A 23406-nucleotide genomic window follows, 5' to 3' on the forward strand; every position below is an offset into this window, starting at 1 on the left:
CCCCCCCCCCCCCCCCCCCCCCCCCCCCCCCCCCCCCCCCCCCCCCCCCCCCCCCCCCCCCCCCCCCCCCCCCCCCCCCCCCCCCCCCCCCCCCAGGCCCCGTCAGAGCATCCGGGAGTAGAGCTCGATCTGCATGCGCCGCGCCCAGCGGGCCTGCAGCGTCGAGATGTCGGTGTCGAGGATCTTCGGATCGCGCGTCTTGGACTCGAAGTGGTAGAGCCGCGCCCACGGCGAGAAGACCGCCGACCGGCCCGTCGCGCGGATCTTCATGTTGAGGTCGACGTCGTTGTAGTTGCCGGGGAAGGCGAGGCTGAAGCCGCCCACCTCGAGGAACAGGTCGCGGCGCAGGAGCGCGCACGCGGCGGTGACCCCGGACACCTCGTGGTCGACCGCGAGGGACCTGATCGGGTCGTCCCGGCCGCCCTCCCAGCCGAAGGCCGCGTGCCCGGCCACACCGCCGGTGTACACCTGGCCGGAGTGCTGCAGCGTGCTGTCCTCGAAGTAGAGCTGCGCACCCACGATGCCGACGCCGTCGCGCTGGGCGAGGCCGAGCATCGTCTCGATCCAGTCGGGCGAGACGATCTCGACGTCGTCGTTGAGCAGGAGCAGGTACTCGCCGCGGGCCGCGGCGGCCCCGCGGTTCATCTTGCCGCTGAAGTTGAACGGCGCGTTCCACGCGACGAGCCTCAGGCGGTCCCCGCACAGCCGTTCGAGTTCCTCGATGACGCCGACCGGCGTCTCCGCATCGGCGACCACGACGACCTCGACGTTCCGGTAGGTCGACTGCTCGATCACCCCGCGGACGGCCTCGACGACGAGCACACGCTCGACGCCGCCGATCTCGGCGCTGCTTCCGCGCGTGGGGATGACGACCGAGACCAGCGGATCGCCCTCGACGGCGAAGCGCACGCGGCGAAGGAACGGCTCGACATCCTCGACCTCGGCCCGGATGCCCCGGGCCTCGAGCTCGTCGACGACCACGCGGTGCTGCGCCTCGGACGTGCCCGCGAAGTCGCCTTCGGCGAGGTGCTCCACCGCGAGTTCCTGCGGGAGCAGCGCAACCGGCTCACCGGCACGCTCGGCCCGGAGGACCAGGTCGAGCACGTGGGCACGCCGTGCCTCGGACCGGAAGCCGCCGATGCGCCGCAGCGCCTCGACGCGGAACGCGACCACCGGCCCGAGGTAGTCGTTCCCGAAGAGCCGGATCGGGGAGAACAGCGGTCGGAGGAGCGAGGCCACGCCGACGGTGCTGGAATCGCCGTACGCGATGGAGATGCGGGGATAGCGGTCCAGGAACTCGGCGATGCGATCGAAGGCCCCGGGCACGACGCGTCCTCCGCGGACCACCACGAGTTCCCGCGCGGCGGTCGCGTCCACTGCGGCGTTCAATTCGTCGGATGCGGCATCCATGGTCTGCACGCCCTCGTCGCGGGCGGCCGCGATGAGCTCGGCAGCGTCCTCGTGCGCGGTCGCGTCGACGACGACGCGGACGGCGGAGGCGGAGATGCCGGCCCCCAGCACCGACTGCACGAGCGCCCGCACCTCGGCCGTGGAGCCTCCCGCGGCGTCGATCCAGACCTCGTGGCGAGCGGGCGTCGCGGCCCCGTCGACCGCTGCGCTCATCGGAGGAACCGGCGCTTGAACACGCGGGCGGCGCGGATGGGAAGCGTCACGACGCGGCCGGCGCGCCACGTGAGCGAGCTCTGCATCGCCGCGATGTTCCGTTCGGCGGCGACGGTCTCGGACGGCCCGAGCAGGTTGTCGGACTTGAGCTCCCTCACCTGCTGCTCGAGCCCGATGACGCGGTCGAGCAGCTCGAGCTGCTGCTCGACCAGCTGCTCCTCGCGGCTGAGTACGGCACCGGGGCGTCCGTCGGACCAGTTCGCTTCGGGGGCGACGCTCACGCTCGACCTCTTCCTCTCCTCGACCGACCTAAACTAGCCTAATGCCCCGAACGAGACCGCCCCGAGCGCGCCTGTCGACGGTTCCGTCCGAGTCCTCGACGCTCCACGCCAGGGTGGTCGGCGTCGTCCCGATCTTCCATCCCGACGCCGAGGTCGTCGACAACATGCGCTCGCTCGCATCGCAGGTCGACGAGCTGGTGCTCGTCGACGACGGGTCCGGCGCCGCGGCCGACGCGGTCCTCGACCGGATCGCGGCGGAGTTCGACGGGGTGCGCATCATCCGGCTCGAGCGGAACTCGGGCATCGCCCGCGCGCTCAACGTCGGGGTGCGCGCCGCGCTCGACGACGGCGCCGACTTCGTCGTGAACACCGACCAGGACACCGACCTCCCGGCGGGCTATGTGCGCGCCTGCCTCGACACGTTCGCGCGGGCGAACCGCGTCACGCGCCTCGGCATCGTGTGCGCCGACCGCGTGAACGGGCAGCCCTCCATCCCCACGTGGTACTCGCCCGAGGGCATCGGGCTGGTCCCGGAGGCGATCCAGTCGGGCTTCGTCATCTCTCGCGAGTGCCTCGAGCGGGCCGGGCTCTTCGACGAGCGCCTGGTCATCGACTGCGTCGACACCGAGTTCTGCCTGCGGGTCCGCGATCGGGGATTCCGGATCGCGATCGCGGAGGACACCGACATCGCGCACGCGCTCGGCGAGATGGTCCCGTTCCGCCCGTTCGGCCTGCGGCTGACCCATCGCGACGGCGGTCACCTCTACCAGTACCACTCGCCGTTCCGGCAGTACTACATCACCCGCAACAACATCGACCTCGTCTTCCGCAACTTCGTGCGCCGGCGCCGCTGGACGCTGGCGGTGATCAAGCGCCAGCTCGGACCGAGCTTCGACGCGATCGTGAGCGGCCCGAAGCGCACACGGCACGCCGTCGCCATCCTCGTCGGCGGCGTGCACGGGTTCCTCCGCATCCGGGGACCGATCCCGCCCGGCCTGCGGCGCTTCCTGACGAGCTGACGAGAACCTGTGGACAGCGGCCTCCCACGTCCGCGCCGCAGCTAAGGTAAGCGGTGGCCGGAAGGGGGTCGGCCGCGGAAGGAGCGACGTGACCACCACGCTGCGTCTCATCGTGGATCAGATCATCGCACCGGTGCCCGGTGCGCTCGGCAGGTACACCCGCGACCTCGCGCGCGCGGTCGTCGCCACGACGCCGCGCGGGTGCGAGGTCGAGGGCGTCGTCTCCTCCTCGCTGCCCGCCGACTACGATCGCGTGCGCTCGGAGGTCCCCGGCCTCGCAGGGCTCTACAAGTCCTCGCTCGCCCGCCGCGAGCTCGCGGCCGCATGGCAGTTCAACCTCACGACCTCGCCCGGCGGCGGCATGATCCACGGCACGAGCCTGTTCGCCCCGCTGCGCAAGCACGAGGCCGGTGCCGGCGATCAGGTCGTCGTGACGGTGCACGACGTGCTCGCGTGGACGCACCCCGAAGCGCTCAGCTCCGCCTCCGTGGCCTGGCAGAAGGGCATGATGAAGCGGGCCCGCCGCCACGCCGACGCCGTCGTGGTTCCGACCCACGCGCTCGCCGAGCGCCTGCAGATGGTCGCCGACTTCGGCGACCGGGTCCGGGTGATCGGCACGGCGCCGCGGTCGGGGCTCGCGATCGGGCCCGACGCCCCCGAGCGTGCGGCTCGGCTGGGCCTGTCGGCCGGCTACATCGTGGTGCCCGGCACCCTCGAGCCCCGCAAGGGCCTCGTCGACGTGCTCACCGCGCTCGGTCGGAGCGACGCTCCCGACCTGTCCGTCGTGGTGCTCGGTCCCGAGAGCTGGGGCGACCAGCACCTCGCGGCCGTCGCCGAGGAGTGCGGGGTCGACTCGCGCCGCGTCCGCCACTTCGAGGAGCTCGAGGCCGCCGACCTCGCGGTGGTCATCGCGGGCGCCGCGGCGTTCGTCGCCCCCGCCCACGACGACGACTCGGTCACCGAGTTGATCGAGGCCTTCAGCCTCGGCGCACCCGTCATCCACTCCGACACCGCCGCGTACCTCGAGGTGTCGGCCGGGTCGGGTCTGGCGGTGCCGATCGGGGCCGACGGCGCGTTCGCCGAGCGCCTCGCGACGGCGATCGCGCGTGTCGTCGAGGATCGCGAGCTCGCCGGCAGGCTCGCCATCGCGGGCCAGGACCGCGCCCGCGCCTACAGCTGGCGCGACTCCGCCGAGCGCGTGTGGTTCCTGCACGCCGACCTCTGACGACGGCGGCCACCGCGTCACCGCCGCGGCGCGCTCGGCCGACTAGCCTTCGGCCGGCTCCGTCGTCGGCGGCACGAGCGCGGCCTGGATCATCTGCCGGATCGCCTCGTAGTCGGGCTCGAGCGGATCCACCCCGTTGTCGGGCACGAGGGGCACGTCCACGATCGGCAGTTCCCTCGTCTTGCCGGCCAGGTCGACGAAGTAGCCGAGCATCGACTGCGGGACATCCGTCTTCACGACCTGGGATCCCGCGGCGGCGACGTCCTGGAACTTCGACAGCACGTTGGCGGCGTTGAACTGCTGCAGCACCGCCTCCTGGATCTGCAGCTGTCGAGCCATCCGGTCGTAGTCGCTGGTGCCGTGGCGGGAGCGGGCGTACCAGAGCGCGTGGTTGCCGTCGAGGTGCTGTTCGCCCGCCGGGATCCACTCGAGGACCGTCGTGAAGGTCTCGTCGGCGTGGATCGGGACGTCGTGCGGCACGTTGACCGTCACGCCGCCGAGCGCGTCGATCAGCTGCTGGAACCCCGCCATGTCGATGAGCACGTAGTACTGGATGGTCAGACCGGTGATGCCCTCTGCGGCGTCGCGCATCGCCTCGATGCCCGGCTCGCTGCCCTGCGCCACCGCGTCGGGGTAGAGCTCGGGACTCTTCAGCTCGACCTCGGTGTAGATGGAGTTGAGCTGGCACACGTCGACGTCGCAGACGCCGTCGGCGCCGTAGCCGTCGGGGTAGGTCTGCCGGAGCGGCGAGGTCTCGTCGAAGGGCACGTAGGAGAGGTCGCGCGGCATGCCGATCGTCACGGCCTGGCCCGTGTCGGCGTCGATGCTGACGACGCGGATGCTGTCGGGCCGGAGCCCCTCGCGGTCGGGGCCGGCGTCGCCGCCGAGCAGGAGGATGTTGTACCGGCCGTCGACCGGCGGCTCGCTGGGCCCGGCGACGAACACCGACGACAGGAAGCCGCTCGCGGTGGTCGCCACGTACGCGCCGTACGCCGCGGTGCCCGAGACCGCCACGAGGACGAGCGCGGCGAGCGCCGCGATGCCCGCGCGCGCGGCCGGCGCGGTCCTGACGAGGCGCACGAGCCGCAGCGTGTCGAGCGTGAGCACCACCCACAGCACGGCGTAGAACACGAGCCCGAGCGCGATGATCCACAGCGCGACGCTGTTCGAGGCGATGGTGTACAGCACGGCCGGGGCGACGAACCACGTGACGATCGCCGCGACCACCAGCGTCCAGAGCACGAGCGTCGCGCCGAGCCCGAACCGGCCGAGCCTGCGGTTGCCCGCGAGCACCTGGGCGGAGCCCGGGATGAGCACGTTGAGCACGACGAGCCACCAGCCGCGCCGCGTCATCAGCGGGCGCGACTGCGTATCGGGGTACCGGATCGGGCTCTGGGCGAGGCTCATCGGCTCGACTTCAGACGCTCGTTCTTCTCCTCGACCAGTGCCGCGAGCGACGCGGCGTAGTCGGCGAGCGCGTCGCGCAGCGCATCGTCGGAGGTTGCGAGGATCTTCACCGCGATGAGGCCGGCGTTCTTCGCGCCGCCGATCGAGACCGTCGCCACGGGCACGCCGGCCGGCATCTGCACGATCGAGAGCAGCGAATCGAGTCCGTCGAGCCGCGAGAGCGGCACGGGCACGCCGACGACCGGCAGAGTGGTGACCGAGGCGAGCATGCCGGGCAGGTGGGCGGCTCCGCCGGCGCCGGCGATGATGACCCGGATGCCGCGGCCCGCCGCCTCCTTGCCGTAGGCGATCATCTTCTCGGGCGTGCGGTGCGCCGAGACCACCTCGACCTCATGCGGCACGCCGAACTCGTCGAGCAGGTCGGACGCGTCGCGCATGACGTTCCAGTCGGAGTCGGAGCCCATGACGACGCCGACGAGGGGGGTGGGGTTGCCTGCGATCACCCGATCGATATTAGGGCTGGCGGCTGGAAGATCTCGGAGGGCGCTCCGCGCCGGCCCTGCGATGCCCTCCGGGCTCAGTCCTGCAGCGCGGCCGCCGCGGCGCGGGCCTCGTAGACGGCCTCGTCGAGGTCGGGCCCGATCGCGGTGACGTGGCCGACCTTGCGGCCGGGGCGCGGGGCCTTGCCGTAGTTGTGGATCTTCACGGTCGGGTGCCCGCTCAGCGCGTCGGCGTAGCGGTCGGTGAGCGAGCCCTCGGCAGGACCGCCGAGCAGGTTGACCATCACCGACCACTCGTCGTGGCATCCGGTGCCGCCGAGCGGGAGGTCGAGCACCGCCCGCAGGTGCTGCTCGAACTGGCTCGTGGTGGAGCCGTCCATGGTCCAGTGGCCCGAGTTGTGCGGGCGCATCGCGAGCTCGTTGACGAGCACCCGGTCGTCGGTGGTCTCGAACAGCTCGACGGCGAGCACGCCGGTCACGCCGAGCCCCTCGGCGACCGCGATCGCGACGTCGGCCGCGACGTCGGCGAGCCGGCCGGCCGCGTGCGGGGCCGGCGCGATGACCTCGCTGCACACGCCGCCGACCTGCACGGTCTCGGCGAGCGGCCACGCGGCGACCTCCCCCGAGGGGCGGCGGGCGACGAGCTGCGCGAGCTCGCGGCGGAAGTCGACGAGCTCCTCGACCAGAAGGGCTGGGTCGCGACCATCCTCCCCGGCCGCAGCGAACCACTCGGCGACCTCGCCCGCCCCGCGGACGACGCGGACGCCCTTGCCGTCGTACCCGCCCCGCGGCGTCTTGACCACGGCCGCGCCGCCGTGCTCGGAGATGAACGCGTCGAGCTCAGCCGGCGTGACGACGCGCGCCCACTCGGGCACGGGCAGGCCGAGCTCGTCGAGCCGGGCGCGCATGAGCAGCTTGTCCTGTGCGTAACGCAGGGCATCGGGCCCGGGCCGCACGGGCACGCCCGCGTCGACGAGGGCGCGCAGCACGTCCTGCGGGACGTGCTCGTGGTCGAAGGTGACCACGTCGACCTCGCGCGCGAATGCGAGCACGGTGCCGGCATCGGTGTAGTCGCCGACGCGGTCGGCGGCGATCGCCGCGGCCATGCCCTCGCCCTCGGCGAGCACCCGGAGCTCGACGCCGAGCTCGATCGCCGCGGGGATCATCATTCGCGCGAGCTGCCCTGCGCCGATCACTCCGACTCGCACCGGTCCGAACCGTCCGTTCCCGCAGCACCCCGTGCGCCGCGACACCCCAGTCTACGGCGCACGGTCGCTAGGATCGGGGGGTGTCCGCCACCCTCCGCACGCTCGCGTCCCGGGCCTGGCACGGGTTCCTGGCCTACCTCGTCAAGTTCGGGGTGGTCGGCCTCATCGGCTTCGTGATCGACATCGCGCTCTTCAACGCGCTGCGGGTCGGCGTCTTCGGCGAGGGCACGTGGGCGCAGAGCGCGATCGGCGCGAAGACCATCTCGACGAGCGTCGCGATCGTGTTCAACTGGCTCGGCAACCGGTACTGGACCTTCCGGCGGCACCGGCGCCGGCACGCCCTGCGCGAGTTCGCCGAGTACGCCATCGTCTCGGTCGGCGGCATGGCGATCTCGCTCGCGTGCCTCTGGATCAGTCACCACCTGATGGGGTTCACCAGCCTGCTCGCCGACAACATCTCGACGAACGTGGTCGGGCTCGCGCTCGGCACGGCGTTCCGGTTCTTCCTCTACCGGTACTGGGTCTTCGGCCACCACCGCGCCGACGGGCTCTCGAACCTCGCCCGGGTCGAGGAGGCCCAGCGCGCGCTGTTCGAGGAGCCGCCGCTCGAGCAGGCGCCGCTCGACCACGAGGCCCGGCGCGGCGACGCCCGGCCCGGCGACGCCGACCCGACCGACGCCGATCCCGCCCGTGTCGACGGCTACTCGGTGCCGCCGAGGAACCACGGCGGGTAGACCGCCACGCGCACCTTCGCCCCGACAGCCTGCAGCGCGGCCCGCACCCGATCGCGCACGCGATCGTTCGCGACCGCGATGAGCGCGATGCGCTCGAGGGGCACGCTGCCGCGCACCAGCACCTCGGCGGTGCGGAGGCCCGCGCCCTCGTCGGCGAGCGTGAGCCGAACGATCGCCCGCTCGGCCTCGGGCCACGTCGCGGCGAACGCGGCGCCGCCGACCGCGGCATCCGTCTCGCTCACCGCGACCTCGCCCGGCGCGTGCAGCCGCGCGCCGGCCGCGGCGGCGACCGAGGTCACGAGCAGCACGTGGTCTGCCGCGGCCCGGCGCACGGCCTCCTCGGCCAGGCGCGGGTCGGGCGTGCCCGTGCGGATCGCGTCCCACACGTGCGCGTCCGTGGAGAGCAGGAACGGCACGTACTCGGCCACGTGCGCGCCCGAGTCGCCCACCGTCGCGGTCCGGCGGTAGGCACGGGCGGCGGGCGCGGCGAGGTCGACCACGGGCGAGGCGGGCGGGTCGCCCGCGTCGGCGAGGAGCGCACCCGCGCCGAGGATGCGGCCGAGGTTCTCGATGTGCGTGACGTGGTAGAGGCGCGTGGCACCCGCGTCGACGGGCGGGGCCGAGGCGCCGGCGACCCGCGGCGAGCGAGCGGATGTCGCGGCGCGCGTCGCGCGCGCCGCGCCGGCCGGACGCGTCGCCGTGGTTGCGCTCGGGGCGCGGGCCGCCCTCGTGCGTGCGGCGCGGGGCGGCGCCTGGGGCTCAGGCGGCGGGGAGCAGATCGCGCAGAGACCCTCGTCGAACCCGTGGATGCATTCCTCGCCCAAGTGGTGGTGCCTTTCTCGCCCGACGCGCCGGGAGCGCGCCGCCCGACTACAGTACGCGCTTCGGCTGGTGCGGTCGTGCGCTCCTCAGCGCCCGCCCCACACGACGGTGTCGCCGTCGCCCGCCGCCGACGGCCCGACGGCCGGCCCGCCGAGCGCGTGCGCCTCCGCCATGAGCTCGTGGAGGGCGGCCTGCACGGCGAGCGGCGCGGGCACGTCGGGCACGACGACGGGCACCTCGTGCCCGGTCTCGAGGCGCACGTCGCCCGAGCCGATGACGCCCTGCAGCCACGACCGGCTCACCTGCACGTCGTACCCGCGACGGTGCCACAGCTCGCGGCGGACGCGCACGAACAGCCCGCGACGGACGATGACGCGCTGCGTCGTGATGGTCGTGCGCGAGGTCAGCCACGCGAGGTACGGCAGGGCGCAGCCGAGGACCACCACGAGCGCGGCGGCGATCAGGACCGCCAGTCGGGGCCAGCCCTCGAGCGCCGGCATGAGGTAGGCGACACCGCCCGCCGTGGCGACCAGCAGCAGCACGGGCAGGATGAGCGCGCGGCCATGGCGACGCAGTCGCGCCACGACGCGTTCCTCGGGTCCCGTCACGGGCGCGGTGCTCGCCTCCCCCATAGGCCCATTAATACCGCAGGTGCGTGACGTCGCCCGCGGCGACCGCCTGCTCCTCGCCGGTCTCGTGGTCGCGGACGACCAGCCGGCCGTCGGCGTCGAGCCGTTCCGCGGTTCCGAGGAGCTCCGCGCCCCCCGGCAGCTCGACCCGCACGTCCTGGCCGAGCGTGCCGCACGCGGCGTCGACCCGCGCGGCCACCCCGCTCGCGACGGCGTCGCCCCCGGCCGCGATGAAGCCGTCGACGAGGTCGAGCAGCCGCGACAGGTAGTCGGCGAGCACCGCGTCGCCGTCGGGACGCCGACCGGTGACGAGCAGCAGGGACGTCGAGGTCAGGGTGGGCAGGTCGTGCTCGTCGAGCGTCAGGTTGAGCCCGGCGCCGATGACCACCGTGCCGTCGGCCACGAGCTCCGAGAGGATGCCGCAGACCTTGTAGCCCGACACGAGCACGTCGTTCGGCCACTTGAGCTCGACCTCGAACCCGCCGGTGCCGTCGTCCTCGTCGTCGGGTTCGTCGGATCCCGCGGCGACGGCCTCGTGCACCGCCTCCGTCATCGCGACGCCCGCGATGAGCGGGAGCCACCCGTACGCGTCCAGCGGCAGCGCCGCGCCGGGAGCCCGCCCGGGACGCAGCAGCACGGAGATCGCGAGGGTCTTGCCGGTCGGAGCGAGCCAGGTCCGGCCGAGCCGCCCGCGCCCCCTCGTCTGGTCGTCGGTGACGACGGCCGCGCCGTGCGGCCATGCCGCGGCATGCGCCCCGGTCGCCGCCTCGCGCAGCACGTCGTTGGTGGACCCGGCGGTGTCGAGCCACTCGAACCGCGGCACGACCGCCCGCGACCGCTCCCACTCCATGCCGACCTCCCGTCCGTCGCCCTCAGGCTAGTGTCCGAGCGCTCGTCCGCGTGGCGATCACCACCACGAGCCGACGCCTTTTTGTGGGAATCCGTCAACGAACCGGCCCGGATGGGCGCCGGTAGAGTGAACCGCGTGACCGAATCGACGACCGACGGCCCCGACCTCTCGACCACCGCGGGCAAGCTCGCCGACCTCAAGCAGCGCTACCACGAGGCCGTGACGGCCTCCGGCGAGGCCGCCATCGAGAAGCAGCACGCCAAGGGCAAGATGACCGCGCGCGAGCGGATCGCGGAGCTGCTCGACCCGGGCTCGTTCGTCGAGCTCGACGAGTTCGTACGGCATCGCACGCACGCGTTCGGCATGGACTCGAAGCGCCCCTACGGCGACGCCGTCGTCACCGGCACGGGCACCATCCACGGCCGGCAGGTCGCGGTGTACTCGCAGGACTTCACCATCTTCGGCGGCTCGCTGGGCGAGGTCGCCGGCGAGAAGATCATCAAGGTCATGGAGCTGGCCCTGAAGACCGGGGTGCCGATCATCGGCATCCTCGACTCCGGCGGGGCGCGCATCCAGGAGGGCGTGGTCGCGCTCGGCAAGTACGGCGAGATCTTCCGCCGCAACACCGCGGCGTCCGGCGTCATCCCGCAGATCTCGATCGTGTGCGGACCGGCCGCCGGCGGAGCCGTGTACTCTCCCGCGCTCACCGACTTCGTGATCATGGTCGACAAGACGAGCCAGATGTTCGTCACCGGGCCCGACGTGATCAAGACCGTCACGGGCGAGGACGTCGGGATGGAGGAGCTCGGCGGCGCCCTGACGCACAACACGATCTCGGGCGTGGCGCACTACCTCGCGAGCGACGAGTCCGACGCGCTCGACTACGCGCGCACGCTCGTCTCGTTCCTGCCCGATAACAACATGTCGGAGGCCCCGGTCTACGACGCCGAGATCGAGCTCGAGGTCACCGACGACGACCGCAGGCTCAACACGGTCATCCCCGACTCGCCCAACCAGCCGTACGACATGCACTCGGTCATCGAGGGCATCGTCGACCACGGCGACTTCCTCGAGGTGCAGCCGCTGTTCGCCCCGAACATCGTCGTCGGCTTCGCCCGCGTGGAGGGCCGCTCGATCGGCATCATCGCGAACCAGCCGAGCCAGATGGCGGGCACCCTGAACATCGCGGCCGGCGAGAAGGCCTCGCGCTTCGTACGCTTCTGCGACGCGTTCTCCATTCCGATCGTCACCCTGGTCGACGTTCCCGGGTACCTGCCCGGCACCGACCAGGAGTGGACCGGCGTCATCCGCCGCGGCGCGAAGCTGCTCTACGCGTACGCCGAGGCGACCGTCCCGCTCGTGACGGTGATCACGCGCAAGGCGTACGGCGGCGCGTACATCGTCATGGGCTCCAAGCAGCTCGGCGCCGACATCAACCTCGCATGGCCGACGGCCGAGATCGCGGTCATGGGCGGCCAGGGCGCCGTGAACATCCTGTACCGTGGCGAGATCAAGCGTGCAGAGGAGGCGGGCGAGGATGTCGCGGCGGTGCGCACCAGGCTCGCGAACGAGTACACGTACAACGTCGCCTCGCCGTTCCTCGCCGCCGAGCGCGGCGAGCTCGACGGCGTGATCGAACCCGCGGCCACGCGCGTCTCGGTGACCAAGGCGCTTCGGGCCCTGCGCACCAAGCGCGCGAGCCTCCCGCCCAAGAAGCACGGCAACATCCCGCTCTAGGAGGCACCCGATGACCACCTCACCGGGCGAGCCGAACGGCGCCGAATCGCTCGACCTGAAGTTCCTGACCCGCAACGTGTCGGCCGAGGAGGCCGCGGCGGTGACCGCCGTGCTCGTCTCCGCGGTGCGCGAGGAGCAGGCGGTTCCGCCGCCACCCGGTCGCAGCGAGTGGGCGCACCCGCGGGGGGCGGTGCGCCCTGCCGTCGAGGTCGGGCCGCGGCGATGGGCGTTCTCCGCGCGCTGATCGCGACGCGTGTCCCCCGATCGCGGGACGCTCTGGTGGTCCGGGAGGCCCGATCCGGCTTCTCCGCGCTCCGTCGGTCCGCATCGGGTCCCCCGACTGTCCCCCGAAATGCTGACTTCGCCGAACGCGGCGGAGCCGTACCATGGTCGTACGGTCCTCTTCAGGAGGCCGTCTCGTCACCGGCTGGGTAACCGGTGGCGCTCTGGGGGCGAGTCAGGGCGATATTCGGGTTGTCGCCGTGACTCGGGCTTGCTGGGGGGTCGGTAGGGGCCGACCCCCCGCTTCCCTGTCCGGGCCGTCGCTGCCGGTCTGGGCCGTCGCGCCGCTCGGCCGTGAGCCCGTCAGCCCGTCCTCGGGATCTCCATCCAGAGCTCGACCTCGGCGTCCTCCGACATGGCCACCTCGTCGGCTCCGCGGCCCCGGAGCCCGACCACCGTGACCGCGACGGGCGAGCTCTCGGCCGCCGTCCGCGCGATCACGCGGTCCGCGCTCGTCGCGTCGAGCGCGTCGGCGAGCTGGGAGAGCACGCGGTCGCGGGCCGCCTCGTCGAGGTCGTCGATCCCGCCCTCGTCGAGCAGGGTCACGGTGGCCCCGCGGTCGCGGGCCCGCTTGACCGCCTGTCGCACGGCGTCGGTCAGCAGCATCCGCCCCCGGATCTCGTCGCGGATGGCCGCCTCGAGCGTGCGGCACTCGCGACGTTCGCCGTCGGTGAGCTCGCGGCCGGCCTCAGTGCCCGAGTCCGCGATGCGGCGAAGCATGGGCGCCGCGATGCGCTGGGTCTGGGCGAGCCGCATGCGGCCCTCGAACAGGTGCGCGTCCTGGGCGGCCTGCCAGGCCGCCGCCTCCCGCTCGGCCTGCGCGTAGCGTCGGGTGGCGCGCGCGGCGTTCGCGAGTGCGGCGGAGAGCATGTGCGCGATCGCCACCCACACGATGCTGCCCACGACGCCGAGCGTGCCGAGCGCGAGCGGGCCCGCCCACGCGACGGTCTGGACGGCGAGGGCGATGACACCCAGCCACGCCGCGACGAGATGGCGGCGGGCGGCGGTGATGGTCATGAGCGTGCCCACCGCGGCGACGTACCACGTGGCGTAGCCGAGGTCCTCATCGGTGGGGTCGAGCTGGCTCGTCACCAGCAGCGGCAGCACGATGCTCACCGCGAGGTTCGCCGCAGCGAGCCAGTCGGGCATCCGCGCATGCCCGGCGGGCCAGAGGCTGAGCGCCGTGGCGACGGCGTACAGCGCGAGGGCGACCAGGGTCGGCCACGGCGACCTCGGGGTGGCGAGCGAGTAGATGCCGAGGATCACGTGGTACGCGGAGAACATCGCCGCGAGGACCAGCAGCAGCCACCGGGGGACGGAGATCATGCGGGCCCCGCATCCGCACCGGCCGGCCAGGCCAGCGTCACGCGGGTCCCGCGCCCCGGCGTCGACTCGATCCTGGCGGAACCGCCCGCGTTGGCGACGCGCTCCTCGATCGAGACGCGGAGCCCGAGCCGGCCCGGCGGGACCTCGGAGGGCACGAAGCCCCGGCCGTTGTCGGAGATCTCGATCACGCAGCCGCCCGCGCCGACGCCCCGGATCTCGAGCTCGCGGCGAACGCGCCCGACGGGGCCGTCGGCGTGCTGCACGCTGTTGACCATCGCCTGGAGTGCGGCGGACGACAGGGCGTCCACGGCCTCGACGGGCAACTCCACGCCGCTCGTGTCGGCCACGTGCACGATGAATGGAGCCGAGAATCCGGTCACCGCCGAACGGAGCCTGCGCGCGAGCACGGACAGGTCGGCGCGGTCGGCCACGCCGGGCACCTCCACCGCGGCCTCGTCGAGCCGGCGCAGCGCGTCCGCCGCCATGCGGGACGCGAGCGCCCGCTCGGGTTCGGTCCTCGCCGCGGCCGCGGACAACAGCGTGGTGAGGACGCTGTCGTGCACGAGCGAGTCGACCTTGACGCGCTCGATCTCGTTCGCGTGCTGCCGCGCGACCAGGTCGTAGCGCTGCAGCGCCGCCTCCTGCGCGGCATCCACGGCCGCTGCGGCCTGTCGGAGCATCGTGATGATGATCAGCGTGACCGAGCCGAGGATGACGGCGTACAGCGTGTCGAGCACCGCGAGCAACGGCTCAGCCCCGCCGCCCGACGGGGTGAGCCGCACCATCCCGTACATCGCGGGCACGGCGATCGTGTACGCCGCGGCCGGCACCGTCGGCAGGCCGATCACGGAGGCCGTCGTGGCGACCGTGCAGAGCACGTAGAGCCACGGCGCCTCGCCCGCCATCGCGGCCTCGTCGACGACGAGGAACGGCCAGAGCGCGAGGGCGATCGCATACAGAGCCGCGAACGCGATCGAGGCGCCGCGCACCGCGATGCGCGTGAACGCGGCGGCCGCGAGCGTCGCGATGGCGCCGTACAGGACGGCCATCATCGCGACGCCCGCGCCCGGGACGAGCGCCTCGGACTGCGCGATCGCGTCGGGCACCGTCTGCGCGCCGAACACGAGCCCGAATGCGCCGACGGCGCGGCCCGAGACGGTCTCGACCTGAGCCCGGCTCACCGCCGTGCGACGTGGGACGAGCTGCCCCGCCGTCCAGTCAGCGGCGGCCATCACCGGCCTCGGCGTCGAGACCCGGCAGGATGCCGTCCTCCACCGCCCGGCGGAGGAGGTCGACCTTCGTCGGGGCGGGACGACCGACCTCGACGTACTTGGCGCGGATCCGGTCGAGGTACTCGCGCGCGGTGGAGTGCGCGATGCCGAGCTGTTGGGCGACGAGCTTGAGCGGCAGTCCGGACGCGTACAGGTGCAGCACGTCGCGCTCGCGCCGCCCGAGCTGCGCCTTCGCGAAGTCGCGGTCGGCCTCGATCGCGCTCGCCCACTCGACGTTGTTCAGCGCCTCGCCGCGGGCGACGGTCGCGATCGCGGCGATGACGGCCGAGGTCGGCGAGGACTTCGGGATGACGCCCGCCGCGCCCGCGGCGAGCGCCTCGCGGACCGCGGCGACCCGGTCGGCGATGCTGTGGACGAGCACCTGGCTGCCCGACGCCAGCACCGCCCGCACGTTGTCGGTCACGCTCGACCCGTCGCCGAGCGAGAGGTCGAGCAGGACGACCCGCGGCGGTTCGATCTCGGGGTCCTCGAACGCGGCCAGCAGCGTCGGCACGTCGGCGGTGTCGGCGACGACGTCGTAGCCGGCGTCGCGGCAGGCCGCGCGCAGCCCCAGTCGCACGGCCTCGTGGTCGTCGACGATCGCCACGCTCGTGCGCGGCCGGTCGACCTCGGCGGCTTCGGCGTGCTCGGTCACTCGGCCTCCCCCGTCATCGGCTCCAGGTCCATTCGGCTTCCCCGCCGTCCTCACACGATAGCCGCCAGTCGGGCGACCGCCTCGACGTGGTGCGTGTTCGGGAACAGGTCGAACGCCCGCAGCGCCTCGAGCTGGAAACCGTGCGCGCGGAACAGCCCGACGTCGCGGGCCAGCGCGACCGGGTCGCACGCGACGTAGACCACCTGCGCCGGCCGGAGCCCGGCGATCCGGTCGACCACGGCGCGCCCGGCGCCCGACCGCGGCGGATCGAGCACCACGGTGGCACCGCGGAGACCTCGTGTCGCGGCATCCGGCGCCGCCGCGAGGTCGTCGAGGTGACGGTCGACGCGGGCGGTTCGCGCGCGGGCGCCGACCCACTCGGCGAGATTCTCGCCGGCGTGCTCGGTCGCACGGGCGTCGGCCTCGACGGTCGTGATGCGCACCGACGGGCCGAAGCGGTCGCCGATGGCGGCCGCGAGCAGGCCGACGCCGCCGTAGAGGTCCTGGTTCTCGGCTGCCGGGTCGAATCGCGAGGGGTCGACGAGGTCCTGGACGGCGGCGGTCAGGGTCGCGGCCGCCCCGCGGTGCACCTGCCAGAAGCCGTCGCGATCGACGGTGAACCGGCGCTCGCCGACGATCTCGACGACGGTCGGGATGGCGCCGCGCTCCCGGCGATCGCCGACCGAGCGCACGACCGCCTGCGGCGCTCCCTCGGATGGCGCGACGAGGTCGACGGCCGTCGCCCCCTCGAGGGTGCGGTCGAGTGGCGCGATCGCCTCGAGCTCCGCGACGGCGAGCGGAAGCGAGGCCACCGGCACGACGGTATGGCTGCGCGCCGCGTACGGGCCCACGGTGCCGTCGGGCGCGACGTGCAGGCGCACGCGGGTGCGCCAGCGGGTGCCCGCATCGAGGTCGACGCCGGGCGAGACCGCCGCGTCGACCGGCTCCACGACCACGTCGACCTCGACCCCGCCCATGCGTGCGAGTGCGTCGCGCAGGACGTCGGCCTTCAGCGCGCGCTGCCGGACCATCGCGATGTGGCCGAACTCCGCGCCGCCGACCCGGTGCTCGGGTGCGCGGTCGACGGATGCCTCGGGCCAGACGTGGTCGCGACGGTCCGGGGAAGCCCGCAGCACGTCGACCGTCTCGGCGCGCCAGAAGCGCTCGCGACCCGCGTCGACGACCTGCGCCGCCACCCGCTCGCCGGGGATCGCGTCGGCGACGAACACGACGCGCCCCTCGTGGTGCGCCACGGCCACGCCGCCGTGCGCGATCCGCTCGACCTCGAGCTCGAGCCGGGGGCCAGGCTGGGCCGGCCGGGCAGCGGGACGGCGGGCGCCGGCCCCGGGACGGCGCGCCGGGCGGCCTCGACGTGTCTGTGCCATCACCCGAGCATCCCACACCGGGTCACCGTGGCCGGCAGGCGCGAGCGCCGCGGGGGCGGCAGGATGGGAGGATGCGCCTCTACCTCGCGTCCACGTCACCCGCGCGCCGCCAGCTCCTGCGACAGGCGGGCGTCGAGCCGGTGCTCGTCGCGCCGGGGGTCGACGAGGAGGCGGCGGTCGCCGAGCACGAGGCCGAGCACGGCCCGCTCGCGCCGCACGAACTCGTGCAGCTGCTGGCGCGCCGCAAGGCCGAGGCGATCGTCGGGCGCGAGGTCGACGGGGGGCCGATCGACGGGCTCGTGCTCGGTGGCGACTCGGCGTTCCTCGTCGACGGCGAGCTGTTCGGCAAGCCGCACCGGCCCGAGGTCGCGCGCGAGCGCTGGGACCGGCAGAACGGCCGGTCCGGGGTGCTCTGGTCGGGACACTGGGTCATCGACCACCGCGGCGGGGCGCCGCGCGCGGCCGCGGGTCGCCCGTCGTCGGCCGTCGTCGAGTTCGCCCGCCTCGACGACGCCGAGATCGACGCGTACGTCGCGACCGGCGAGCCGCTCGCCGTCGCCGGCGCGTTCACGGTCGACAGCCTCGGCGGACCGTTCATCCGCTCGGTGACGGGCGACCCCTCGACGGTGGTCGGGCTGTCGCTGTCGACGCTCCGCGAGCTCGTGCACGAGCTCGGGGTGCGCTGGACCGATCTCTGGGACCTGCGCTGACCGTCGCGGGAACCGCGCCGCGACCGGCCGAAACGCGCGGCGCGACATCCGCCCCTTGTCGCTGAACGACACCCTCTTCCCCCTTTTTTGTGGACCGCCCCCAAAGGCCGCTGGGAATCCGCCAATAGGCTTGGGGATCATGCGTCGCATCACGAAGGTCCTCATCGCCAACCGTGGAGAGATCGCCGTCCGCGTCATCCGCGCGGCACGCGACGCGGGTATCGGTTCGGTCGCGGTCTACGCCGATCAGGACCGCGACGCCCGCCACGTCAAGCTCGCCGACGAGGCGTACGCGCTCGAGGGCACCACGAGTGCCGAGACGTACCTCGTCATCGACAAGCTGCTCTCCGTCGCCCGCAGGTCCGGCGCCGACGCCGTGCACCCGGGTTACGGCTTCCTCGCCGAGAACCCCGACTTCGCCCGCGCCGTCATCGCCGCCGGCCTCGTGTGGATCGGGCCCTCCCCCGACGCGATCGAGCGCCTCGGCGACAAGGTCTCAGCGCGACACGTCGCCGAGAAGGTCGGCGCCCCGCTCGCGCCCGGCACCCTGAACCCGGTGGCGGATGCCGCGGAGGTGCTCGAGTTCGTCGACGAGCACGGCCTGCCCGTCGCCATCAAGGCGGCATTCGGCGGCGGCGGTCGCGGCCTCAAGGTCGCCCGCACGCGCGACGAGGTCGCCGAGCTCTTCGACTCCGCCACGCGCGAGGCCGTCGCGGCGTTCGGCCGCGGTGAGTGCTTCGTCGAGAAGTACCTCGACAAGCCGCGCCACGTCGAGACGCAGTGCCTGGCGGACGAGCACGGCAACGTCGTCGTGGTCTCGACGCGCGACTGCTCGCTGCAGCGCCGTCACCAGAAGCTCGTCGAGGAGGCGCCCGCGCCCTTCCTCACCGAGGCGCAGAACCGCCTGCTGTACGAGGCGTCGAAGGCCATCCTCAAGGAGGTCGGCTACGTGGGCGCCGGCACGTGCGAGTTCCTCATCGGCCAGGACGGCACCGTCTCGTTCCTCGAGGTGAACACGCGCCTCCAGGTCGAGCACCCCGTCTCCGAGGAGGTCACGGGCCTCGATCTCGTGCGCGAGCAGTTCCGCCTCGCCGAGGGCGGCGTGCTCGACTATCCCGACCCCGAGACGACCGGGCACTCCATCGAGTTCCGCATCAACGGCGAGGACCCGGGCCGCAACTTCCTGCCCGCACCCGGCCCGATCCACCAGCTGCGCTTCCCCGGCGGCCCCGGCGTCCGCATCGACTCGGGCGTCACCAGCGGCGACGAGATCTCGGGCGCGTTCGACTCGCTGCTCGCCAAGCTCATCGTGACCGGCGCGACCCGCAAGGATGCGCTCGAGCGGGCCCGCCGCGCGCTCGACGAGTTCGACGTCGCCGGACTTCCGACGGTCCTCCCCTTCCACCGCGACATCGTGCGCCACCCGGCCTTCGCCCCCGCCGGCGACGAGCCGTTCTCGGTCTACACGCGGTGGATCGAGACCGAGTACGACAACTCGCTCGAGCCGTGGACCGGCGAGCTCGAGCAGTCCAAGGGCCCCGCCGCGCGCACGAGCGTCGTCGTCGAGGTCGACGGGCGGCGGGTCGAGGTCTCGCTGCCCAAGCGCCTCGCCGGCGTGCCCTCGGGGTCCGCGACCGCGGGCCCGGCGCCGCGCCGCCGCGCCGTGCACCACTCCGTCGACACGGCCACGGGCGACGCGGTGACGGCGCCGATGCAGGCGACGGTCGTCAAGGTCGCCGTCGCCGAGGGCGACAAGGTCGTCAAGGGCGACCTGGTCCTCGTGCTCGAGGCCATGAAGATGGAGCAGCCCATCGTCGCCCACAAGGACGGCGTGATCGGCCTCGTCAACGCCGAGCCGGGCACGACCGTCTCGAGCGGCCACCTCCTCCTCTCCATCGCCGACGCCTGAGCCGGCCCCCTCCCCCTCCCCTCGTCGGGCTTTTCTCAGGCGTTATTCGGCGGGTCGCGCCATCCGTCGGCGTGTCGGCCTGAGAAACCGGCCACTGCAGCCGCTGGGGCCTGAGAACCGGTGCGGGTGTGGCTCCGGTCGGGCAGAGAGCGGATGGCGCGAGGCCGGGCAGAGAGCGGATGGCGCGAGGCCGGGCAGAGAGCGGATGGCGCGAGGCCGGGCGGGCGCACGCGGTGCCGGACGGGTCCGGTACGGGCGTCCAGGGGGTTCCGATCGTCCGTCGTCAGCCGAGCGCGCCGAGGGCGATGACCACCCGGAGCGCGGCTCCGCTCGGATCGGCGAGGACATCTGCCGCGGCCAGTCGCAGCGTCGGGATGCCCTGACGCAGCAACTCCTCGTCGCGGCGTCGATCCCGAACGAATGCCGCCGGGTCGGAGTGGTACGCGTAGCCGTCGGTCTCGACCGCGAGCCGGCCGGCCACGAGGAAGTCGATGGAACCGACCCGGTCGAAGAGTACCTGCTGGACGAACGGGACGCCGAGCGCCCGGAGCTCGACAGCGAGCAACGTCTCGACGCCCGACCCGTCGCGGCCGCCGAGCACGATCGGCAGGATCCGCTGTGGCGCGCTTGCATCGAGGAGTCGTTGGGCGGCACGGAGCTCGAGCAGCCCGAGCGTCACCGCGGATTCGAACGCGGCGATCACCTCGATCCGAGGACGGCACCGGGCCAGCTCCGCGAGGGCCCGCTCGGACGGCACCCGCCATGCGCACTGGTCGCTCCTCGCCCCGAACGGGACGTCACCCCAGTGGAGCTGCACGCGGTGAGCCGAGCGATCGGACGTGAGCGGTTCCTCGGTGTCGATGAGGACGCGGTTGGTGCGCAGGCGCGCGGCGTTGCCAGGGAGTGAGACGTGCACGACGGTCGCCGTCGTCGTCCAGATGCCGAAGGTGGCCGCCGCGCTCCCGCATCCGAGGCGACCGCCGACGCGGACCGCGCTCAGGGCATCGCCGGGTGCGTCGGGAAGCGCGTAGTGGGCCCGACGCACCCGTGAGAGCTCTCCCGTGCGGACGGCCCTCGAGATCTCGACGCCGCGCACGCCGGCCTCGATGATCTGACCGCGAGTCGCGATGCCGCCCATCGTGGCGACGGCGCTCGCCGGAGAGACGTTCATGCGTCGAGTCTGAATCGGACTCGGTCCGCCGCGCCGAGGGACCGGCGGGTCGGGCAGCACGCGCCGACACCCCCCTCGGTGGAGGACAGGTCGCAGCACGCGCCGACACCCCCCTCGGTGGCGACGCGCGCGACACGCGCCCATGCCCCGTTCTCAGGCGCCCCCGGCGGATTCCGGCGTTGCTCAGGCGGACACGCCGCGGAACGCGGCGACCCGCCGAATAACGCCTGAGAAAAGCAGAGGGGGGCGAGGGTCAGCGGACGATGTGCAGGGCGCGGGCGGCGTCGGTCAGGGAGCCGGAGAGCGACGGGTACACCGGGAACGCCTCGGCGAACTGGTCGACCGTGAGCCGGTGCTCGACCGCGAGCGCGAGCGGGAAGATCAGCTCGGACGCCTTGGGCGCCACGATGACGCCGCCGATGATGGCGCCAGACCCGCTCGAGGCGAACAGCTTCACGAAGCCGTCGCGGATGCCCATCATCTTCGCGCGCGGGTTCGACGACAGCGGCAGCTTGTACACGACGCCGGGCACGACGCCCTCGTCGATCTCGCCCTCGGTCCAGCCGACGGTGGCGATCTCGGGCTGCGTGAAGATGTTCGACGTGATGTTGCGGTTCTCGGGCGGGTTCACGATGTCGCCCATGGCGTGGAACACCGCGGTACGCCCCTGCATCGACGCGACCGACGCGAGCGGCAGGAAGGTCGTGCAGTCGCCCGCCGCGTAGATGTTCGGCATCGACGTGCGCGCGACCCGGTTCACGCGGATGTGCCCGGAATCGGCCAGCTGCACGCCCGCCTCCTCGAGCCCGAGGTCGCGCGTGTTCGGCACCGACCCGACCGCCATGAGGCAGTGCGAGCCGCGCACCTCCCGCCCGTCGGTGAGCGTCGCCGTCACGCCGTCGGCGTCGGCGACGACCGACTCGGCGCGGGACTTGTTCATGACCTTCATGCCGTTGCGCTTGAAGACCTTCTCGATGACGGATGCCGCATCGGCATCTTCGCCCGGGAGCACCTGGTCGCGGCTCGAGATGAGCGTGACCTTCGCGCCGAGCGCGCGGTACGCCGACGCGAACTCGGCCCCGGTGACACCGGAGCCGACGACGATGAGGTGCTCGGGAACCTGCTTGAGGTGGTACAGCTGCGTCCACGTGAGGATCCGCTCGCCGTCGGGCACGGCGGTCGGCAGCACGCGCGGCGTGGCGCCGGTCGAGATCACGAGCGTGTCGGCCTCGATGCGGTCGAAGTCGGTGCCGCCCTTCGCGGTCGCGACGATGATCGCGTTCGGCCCGTCGAGCCGGCCCTCGCCCTGCACGAGGTGCACGCCCGCGTCGATGAGGTTCGAGCGCATGTCCTCGGACTGCTGGGCGGCGAGGCCGAGCAGGCGCTTGTTGACGGCCTGCAGGTTGATGGCGACCTGCGGCTTGACCGCCTTGTCGTGCTCGCCCTTCGCGAAGAACTGCACGCCGAGGTCGGCCGCCTCCTTCACCGCGTTCGAGGCCTCGGCGGTCGCGATGAGCGACTTCGACGGCACGACGTCGGTGAGCACGGCCGAGCCGCCGACGCCGGCCCGCTCGACGAGCGTGACCTCGGCGCCCAGCTGGGCGGCGGCGAGCGCGGCCTCGTAGCCGCCCGGTCCACCTCCGAGAACGGCGATCCTCTGCGTGCGCTCGAACTCGGTGACCATGCGGACCATTCTTCCCCACGGGTGGCTGCCCGCGCGAACGCGAGCGGGCGAGCGGATGTCGCGCGCACGCGAGCACGGACGTGCGCGCGCCGCACCGAGGCATCCGCCCCTTGCGTACCATGAGGGGATGCAGCAGCAGAACCCGCTCGACGACCCCGCCGCCGACCCGTTCGCCATCGCCCGAGACGCGGCCGCGCGCATCGCGGAACTGACCGGCGTGGAGCGTCACGACCTCGCCCTGACCCTGGGCTCCGGCTGGGCCGGCGCCGCCGAGCTGATCGGCGAGACGACGCACACGATCCCCGCGTCCGAGGTGCCGGGCTTCTCCAAGCCCGCGCTCGAGGGCCACGTCGGCACGCTGCGATCGGTCGCGCTGCCGAACGGCAAGCGAGCGCTCGTCATCGGCGCGCGCACGCACTACTACGAGGGCCACGGGGTGCGCCGGGTCGTGCACTCGGTCCGCACCGCGGCGGCCGCGGGCGCGTCGACCATGATCCTCACCAACGGCGCCGGCGGCATCAAGGAGCACTGGGCAGGCTCCCCCGTCCTCATCAGCGACCACATCAACCTCACCGGCGACTCGCCGCTCGAGGGCGCCACGTTCGTCGACCTCACCGACCTGTACTCGTCGCGCCTGCGCGACCTCGCCCGTGGCATCGACCCGTCGCTCGACGAGGGCGTGTACGTGCAGTTCCGCGGCCCGCACTACGAGACGCCGGCCGAGGTGCAGATGGCCAAGATCATCGGCGGGCACATCGTCGGCATGTCGACCGCGCTCGAGGCCATCGCCGCGCGCCAGGCCGGCATGGAGGTCCTCGGCATGTCGCTGATCACGAACCTCGCCGCCGGCATCCAGACCACGCCGCTCAGCCACGAGGAGGTCATGGAGGCCGGCCGCAACGCCGAGGCGAAGATCTCCGACCTGCTCGCGAAGGTGGTCGCGGCCATCTAGGCCGGCCCCGCCGAGCGCAGCACCAG

The 23406-nt window shown here is 73.1% G+C and carries 22 protein-coding genes; 8 read left to right on the forward strand and 14 right to left on the reverse strand.

What is annotated here, in order from left to right:
• Positions 1–102: 102 nt before the first annotated feature.
• Together ACZ4TW_RS17265 and ACZ4TW_RS17270 are read right to left on the reverse strand one after the other, a co-directional pair.
• Positions 103–1623 carry a glycosyltransferase family 2 protein gene (locus ACZ4TW_RS17265; RefSeq protein ID WP_465544611.1) on the reverse strand — a complete coding sequence of 507 codons (1521 nt, stop codon included), beginning with the start codon at positions 1621–1623 and terminating at the stop codon, positions 103–105.
• Positions 1620–1904: a hypothetical protein gene (locus ACZ4TW_RS17270; RefSeq protein ID WP_465544613.1), complete on the reverse strand. Its 285-nt coding sequence runs from the start codon at positions 1902–1904 to the stop codon at positions 1620–1622. The genes ACZ4TW_RS17265 and ACZ4TW_RS17270 overlap by 4 nt, the downstream gene beginning before the upstream one ends.
• A gap of 41 nt (positions 1905–1945) precedes the next feature.
• Here ACZ4TW_RS17270 and ACZ4TW_RS17275 point away from each other — a divergent pair, with 41 nt between their 5' ends.
• On the forward strand, positions 1946–2923 hold the full coding sequence (locus ACZ4TW_RS17275; RefSeq protein ID WP_465544616.1) for a glycosyltransferase: 978 nt from the start codon (positions 1946–1948) through the stop codon (positions 2921–2923).
• An 88-nt stretch (positions 2924–3011) separates the two neighbouring features.
• Positions 3012–4148, forward strand: a complete 1137-nt coding sequence (locus ACZ4TW_RS17280; RefSeq protein ID WP_465544618.1) for a glycosyltransferase — start codon at positions 3012–3014, stop codon at positions 4146–4148.
• A 42-nt stretch (positions 4149–4190) separates the two neighbouring features.
• Here ACZ4TW_RS17280 and ACZ4TW_RS17285 read toward each other — a convergent pair whose 3' ends face one another.
• The 3 genes from ACZ4TW_RS17285 to ACZ4TW_RS17295 all read right to left on the reverse strand — a co-directional run bounded on the left by ACZ4TW_RS17285 (position 4191) and on the right by ACZ4TW_RS17295 (position 7263).
• A complete protein-coding gene (locus tag ACZ4TW_RS17285) occupies positions 4191–5555 on the reverse strand; it encodes an LCP family protein (protein WP_465544620.1) in 1365 nt (454 codons plus the stop codon).
• A complete protein-coding gene (purE, locus tag ACZ4TW_RS17290; RefSeq protein ID WP_465544813.1) occupies positions 5552–6019 on the reverse strand; it encodes a 5-(carboxyamino)imidazole ribonucleotide mutase in 468 nt (155 codons plus the stop codon). The genes ACZ4TW_RS17285 and purE overlap by 4 nt, the downstream gene beginning before the upstream one ends.
• 113 nt (positions 6020–6132) lie before the next feature.
• Positions 6133–7263 carry a 5-(carboxyamino)imidazole ribonucleotide synthase gene (locus ACZ4TW_RS17295; protein WP_465544621.1) on the reverse strand — a complete coding sequence of 377 codons (1131 nt, stop codon included), beginning with the start codon at positions 7261–7263 and terminating at the stop codon, positions 6133–6135.
• Positions 7264–7343: 80 nt separating this feature from the next.
• On the opposite strand from ACZ4TW_RS17295, the gene ACZ4TW_RS17300 reads away from it, so the two are divergent.
• Positions 7344–7997, forward strand: a complete 654-nt coding sequence (locus tag ACZ4TW_RS17300) for a GtrA family protein (protein WP_465544623.1) — start codon at positions 7344–7346, stop codon at positions 7995–7997.
• Here ACZ4TW_RS17300 and ACZ4TW_RS17305 read toward each other — a convergent pair.
• The 3 genes from ACZ4TW_RS17305 to ACZ4TW_RS17315 all read right to left on the reverse strand — a co-directional run bounded on the left by ACZ4TW_RS17305 (position 7964) and on the right by ACZ4TW_RS17315 (position 10298).
• Entirely contained in the window at positions 7964–8821 is an 858-nt protein-coding gene (locus ACZ4TW_RS17305) for a DarT ssDNA thymidine ADP-ribosyltransferase family protein (RefSeq protein WP_465544625.1), read from the reverse strand. The two genes, ACZ4TW_RS17300 and ACZ4TW_RS17305, sit on opposite strands and share 34 nt — an antisense overlap.
• 84 nt (positions 8822–8905) lie before the next feature.
• Positions 8906–9451, reverse strand: a complete 546-nt coding sequence (locus ACZ4TW_RS17310; RefSeq protein ID WP_465544627.1) for a PH domain-containing protein — start codon at positions 9449–9451, stop codon at positions 8906–8908.
• A 7-nt stretch (positions 9452–9458) separates the two neighbouring features.
• Positions 9459–10298, reverse strand: a complete 840-nt coding sequence (locus ACZ4TW_RS17315) for a biotin--[acetyl-CoA-carboxylase] ligase (protein WP_465544628.1) — start codon at positions 10296–10298, stop codon at positions 9459–9461.
• A 111-nt stretch (positions 10299–10409) separates the two neighbouring features.
• Between ACZ4TW_RS17315 and ACZ4TW_RS17320 the strand changes: the two genes are divergently transcribed.
• Together ACZ4TW_RS17320 and ACZ4TW_RS17325 are read left to right on the forward strand one after the other, a co-directional pair.
• Positions 10410–12035 (forward strand): acyl-CoA carboxylase subunit beta, encoded by a 1626-nt coding sequence (locus tag ACZ4TW_RS17320; RefSeq protein ID WP_465544630.1) that lies wholly within the window; start codon positions 10410–10412, stop codon positions 12033–12035.
• A gap of 10 nt (positions 12036–12045) precedes the next feature.
• Positions 12046–12279: an acyl-CoA carboxylase epsilon subunit gene (locus ACZ4TW_RS17325; protein WP_465544632.1), complete on the forward strand. Its 234-nt coding sequence runs from the start codon at positions 12046–12048 to the stop codon at positions 12277–12279.
• A gap of 341 nt (positions 12280–12620) precedes the next feature.
• Here ACZ4TW_RS17325 and ACZ4TW_RS17330 read toward each other — a convergent pair whose 3' ends face one another.
• Genes ACZ4TW_RS17330 through ACZ4TW_RS17345 form a run of 4 tightly spaced genes read right to left on the reverse strand, consistent with a single transcriptional unit; the run spans position 12621 to position 16954 of the window.
• On the reverse strand, positions 12621–13643 hold the full coding sequence (locus ACZ4TW_RS17330) for a hypothetical protein (protein ID WP_465544634.1): 1023 nt from the start codon (positions 13641–13643) through the stop codon (positions 12621–12623).
• Positions 13640–14875: a sensor histidine kinase gene (locus ACZ4TW_RS17335; RefSeq protein WP_465544636.1), complete on the reverse strand. Its 1236-nt coding sequence runs from the start codon at positions 14873–14875 to the stop codon at positions 13640–13642. The genes ACZ4TW_RS17330 and ACZ4TW_RS17335 overlap by 4 nt, the downstream gene beginning before the upstream one ends.
• Positions 14862–15569, reverse strand: a complete 708-nt coding sequence (locus ACZ4TW_RS17340) for a response regulator transcription factor (RefSeq protein ID WP_465544639.1) — start codon at positions 15567–15569, stop codon at positions 14862–14864. The genes ACZ4TW_RS17335 and ACZ4TW_RS17340 overlap by 14 nt, the downstream gene beginning before the upstream one ends.
• A gap of 50 nt (positions 15570–15619) precedes the next feature.
• Positions 15620–16954: a class I SAM-dependent RNA methyltransferase gene (locus ACZ4TW_RS17345; RefSeq protein ID WP_465544641.1), complete on the reverse strand. Its 1335-nt coding sequence runs from the start codon at positions 16952–16954 to the stop codon at positions 15620–15622.
• Positions 16955–17025: 71 nt separating this feature from the next.
• Between ACZ4TW_RS17345 and ACZ4TW_RS17350 the strand changes: the two genes are divergently transcribed.
• Both ACZ4TW_RS17350 and ACZ4TW_RS17355 read left to right on the forward strand, forming a co-directional pair.
• On the forward strand, positions 17026–17664 hold the full coding sequence (locus ACZ4TW_RS17350) for a Maf family protein (protein ID WP_465544643.1): 639 nt from the start codon (positions 17026–17028) through the stop codon (positions 17662–17664).
• A 139-nt stretch (positions 17665–17803) separates the two neighbouring features.
• Positions 17804–19573, forward strand: a complete 1770-nt coding sequence (locus ACZ4TW_RS17355; protein ID WP_465544645.1) for an acetyl/propionyl/methylcrotonyl-CoA carboxylase subunit alpha — start codon at positions 17804–17806, stop codon at positions 19571–19573.
• A 283-nt stretch (positions 19574–19856) separates the two neighbouring features.
• Here ACZ4TW_RS17355 and ACZ4TW_RS17360 read toward each other — a convergent pair whose 3' ends face one another.
• Together ACZ4TW_RS17360 and ACZ4TW_RS17365 are read right to left on the reverse strand one after the other, a co-directional pair.
• Positions 19857–20744, reverse strand: a complete 888-nt coding sequence (locus ACZ4TW_RS17360) for a hypothetical protein (protein WP_465544647.1) — start codon at positions 20742–20744, stop codon at positions 19857–19859.
• 253 nt (positions 20745–20997) lie between these two features.
• The gene (locus ACZ4TW_RS17365) at positions 20998–22428 is read right to left on the reverse strand and encodes an NAD(P)H-quinone dehydrogenase (RefSeq protein ID WP_465544649.1); all 1431 of its coding nucleotides are present in this window, start codon (positions 22426–22428) and stop codon (positions 20998–21000) included.
• 127 nt (positions 22429–22555) lie between these two features.
• On the opposite strand from ACZ4TW_RS17365, the gene ACZ4TW_RS17370 reads away from it, so the two are divergent.
• Positions 22556–23380, forward strand: a complete 825-nt coding sequence (locus ACZ4TW_RS17370) for a purine-nucleoside phosphorylase (RefSeq protein ID WP_465544651.1) — start codon at positions 22556–22558, stop codon at positions 23378–23380.
• The last annotated feature ends 26 nt before the right edge of the window (positions 23381–23406 follow it).

It is taken from the genome of Agromyces sp. NPDC029043, from assembly GCF_055564615.1.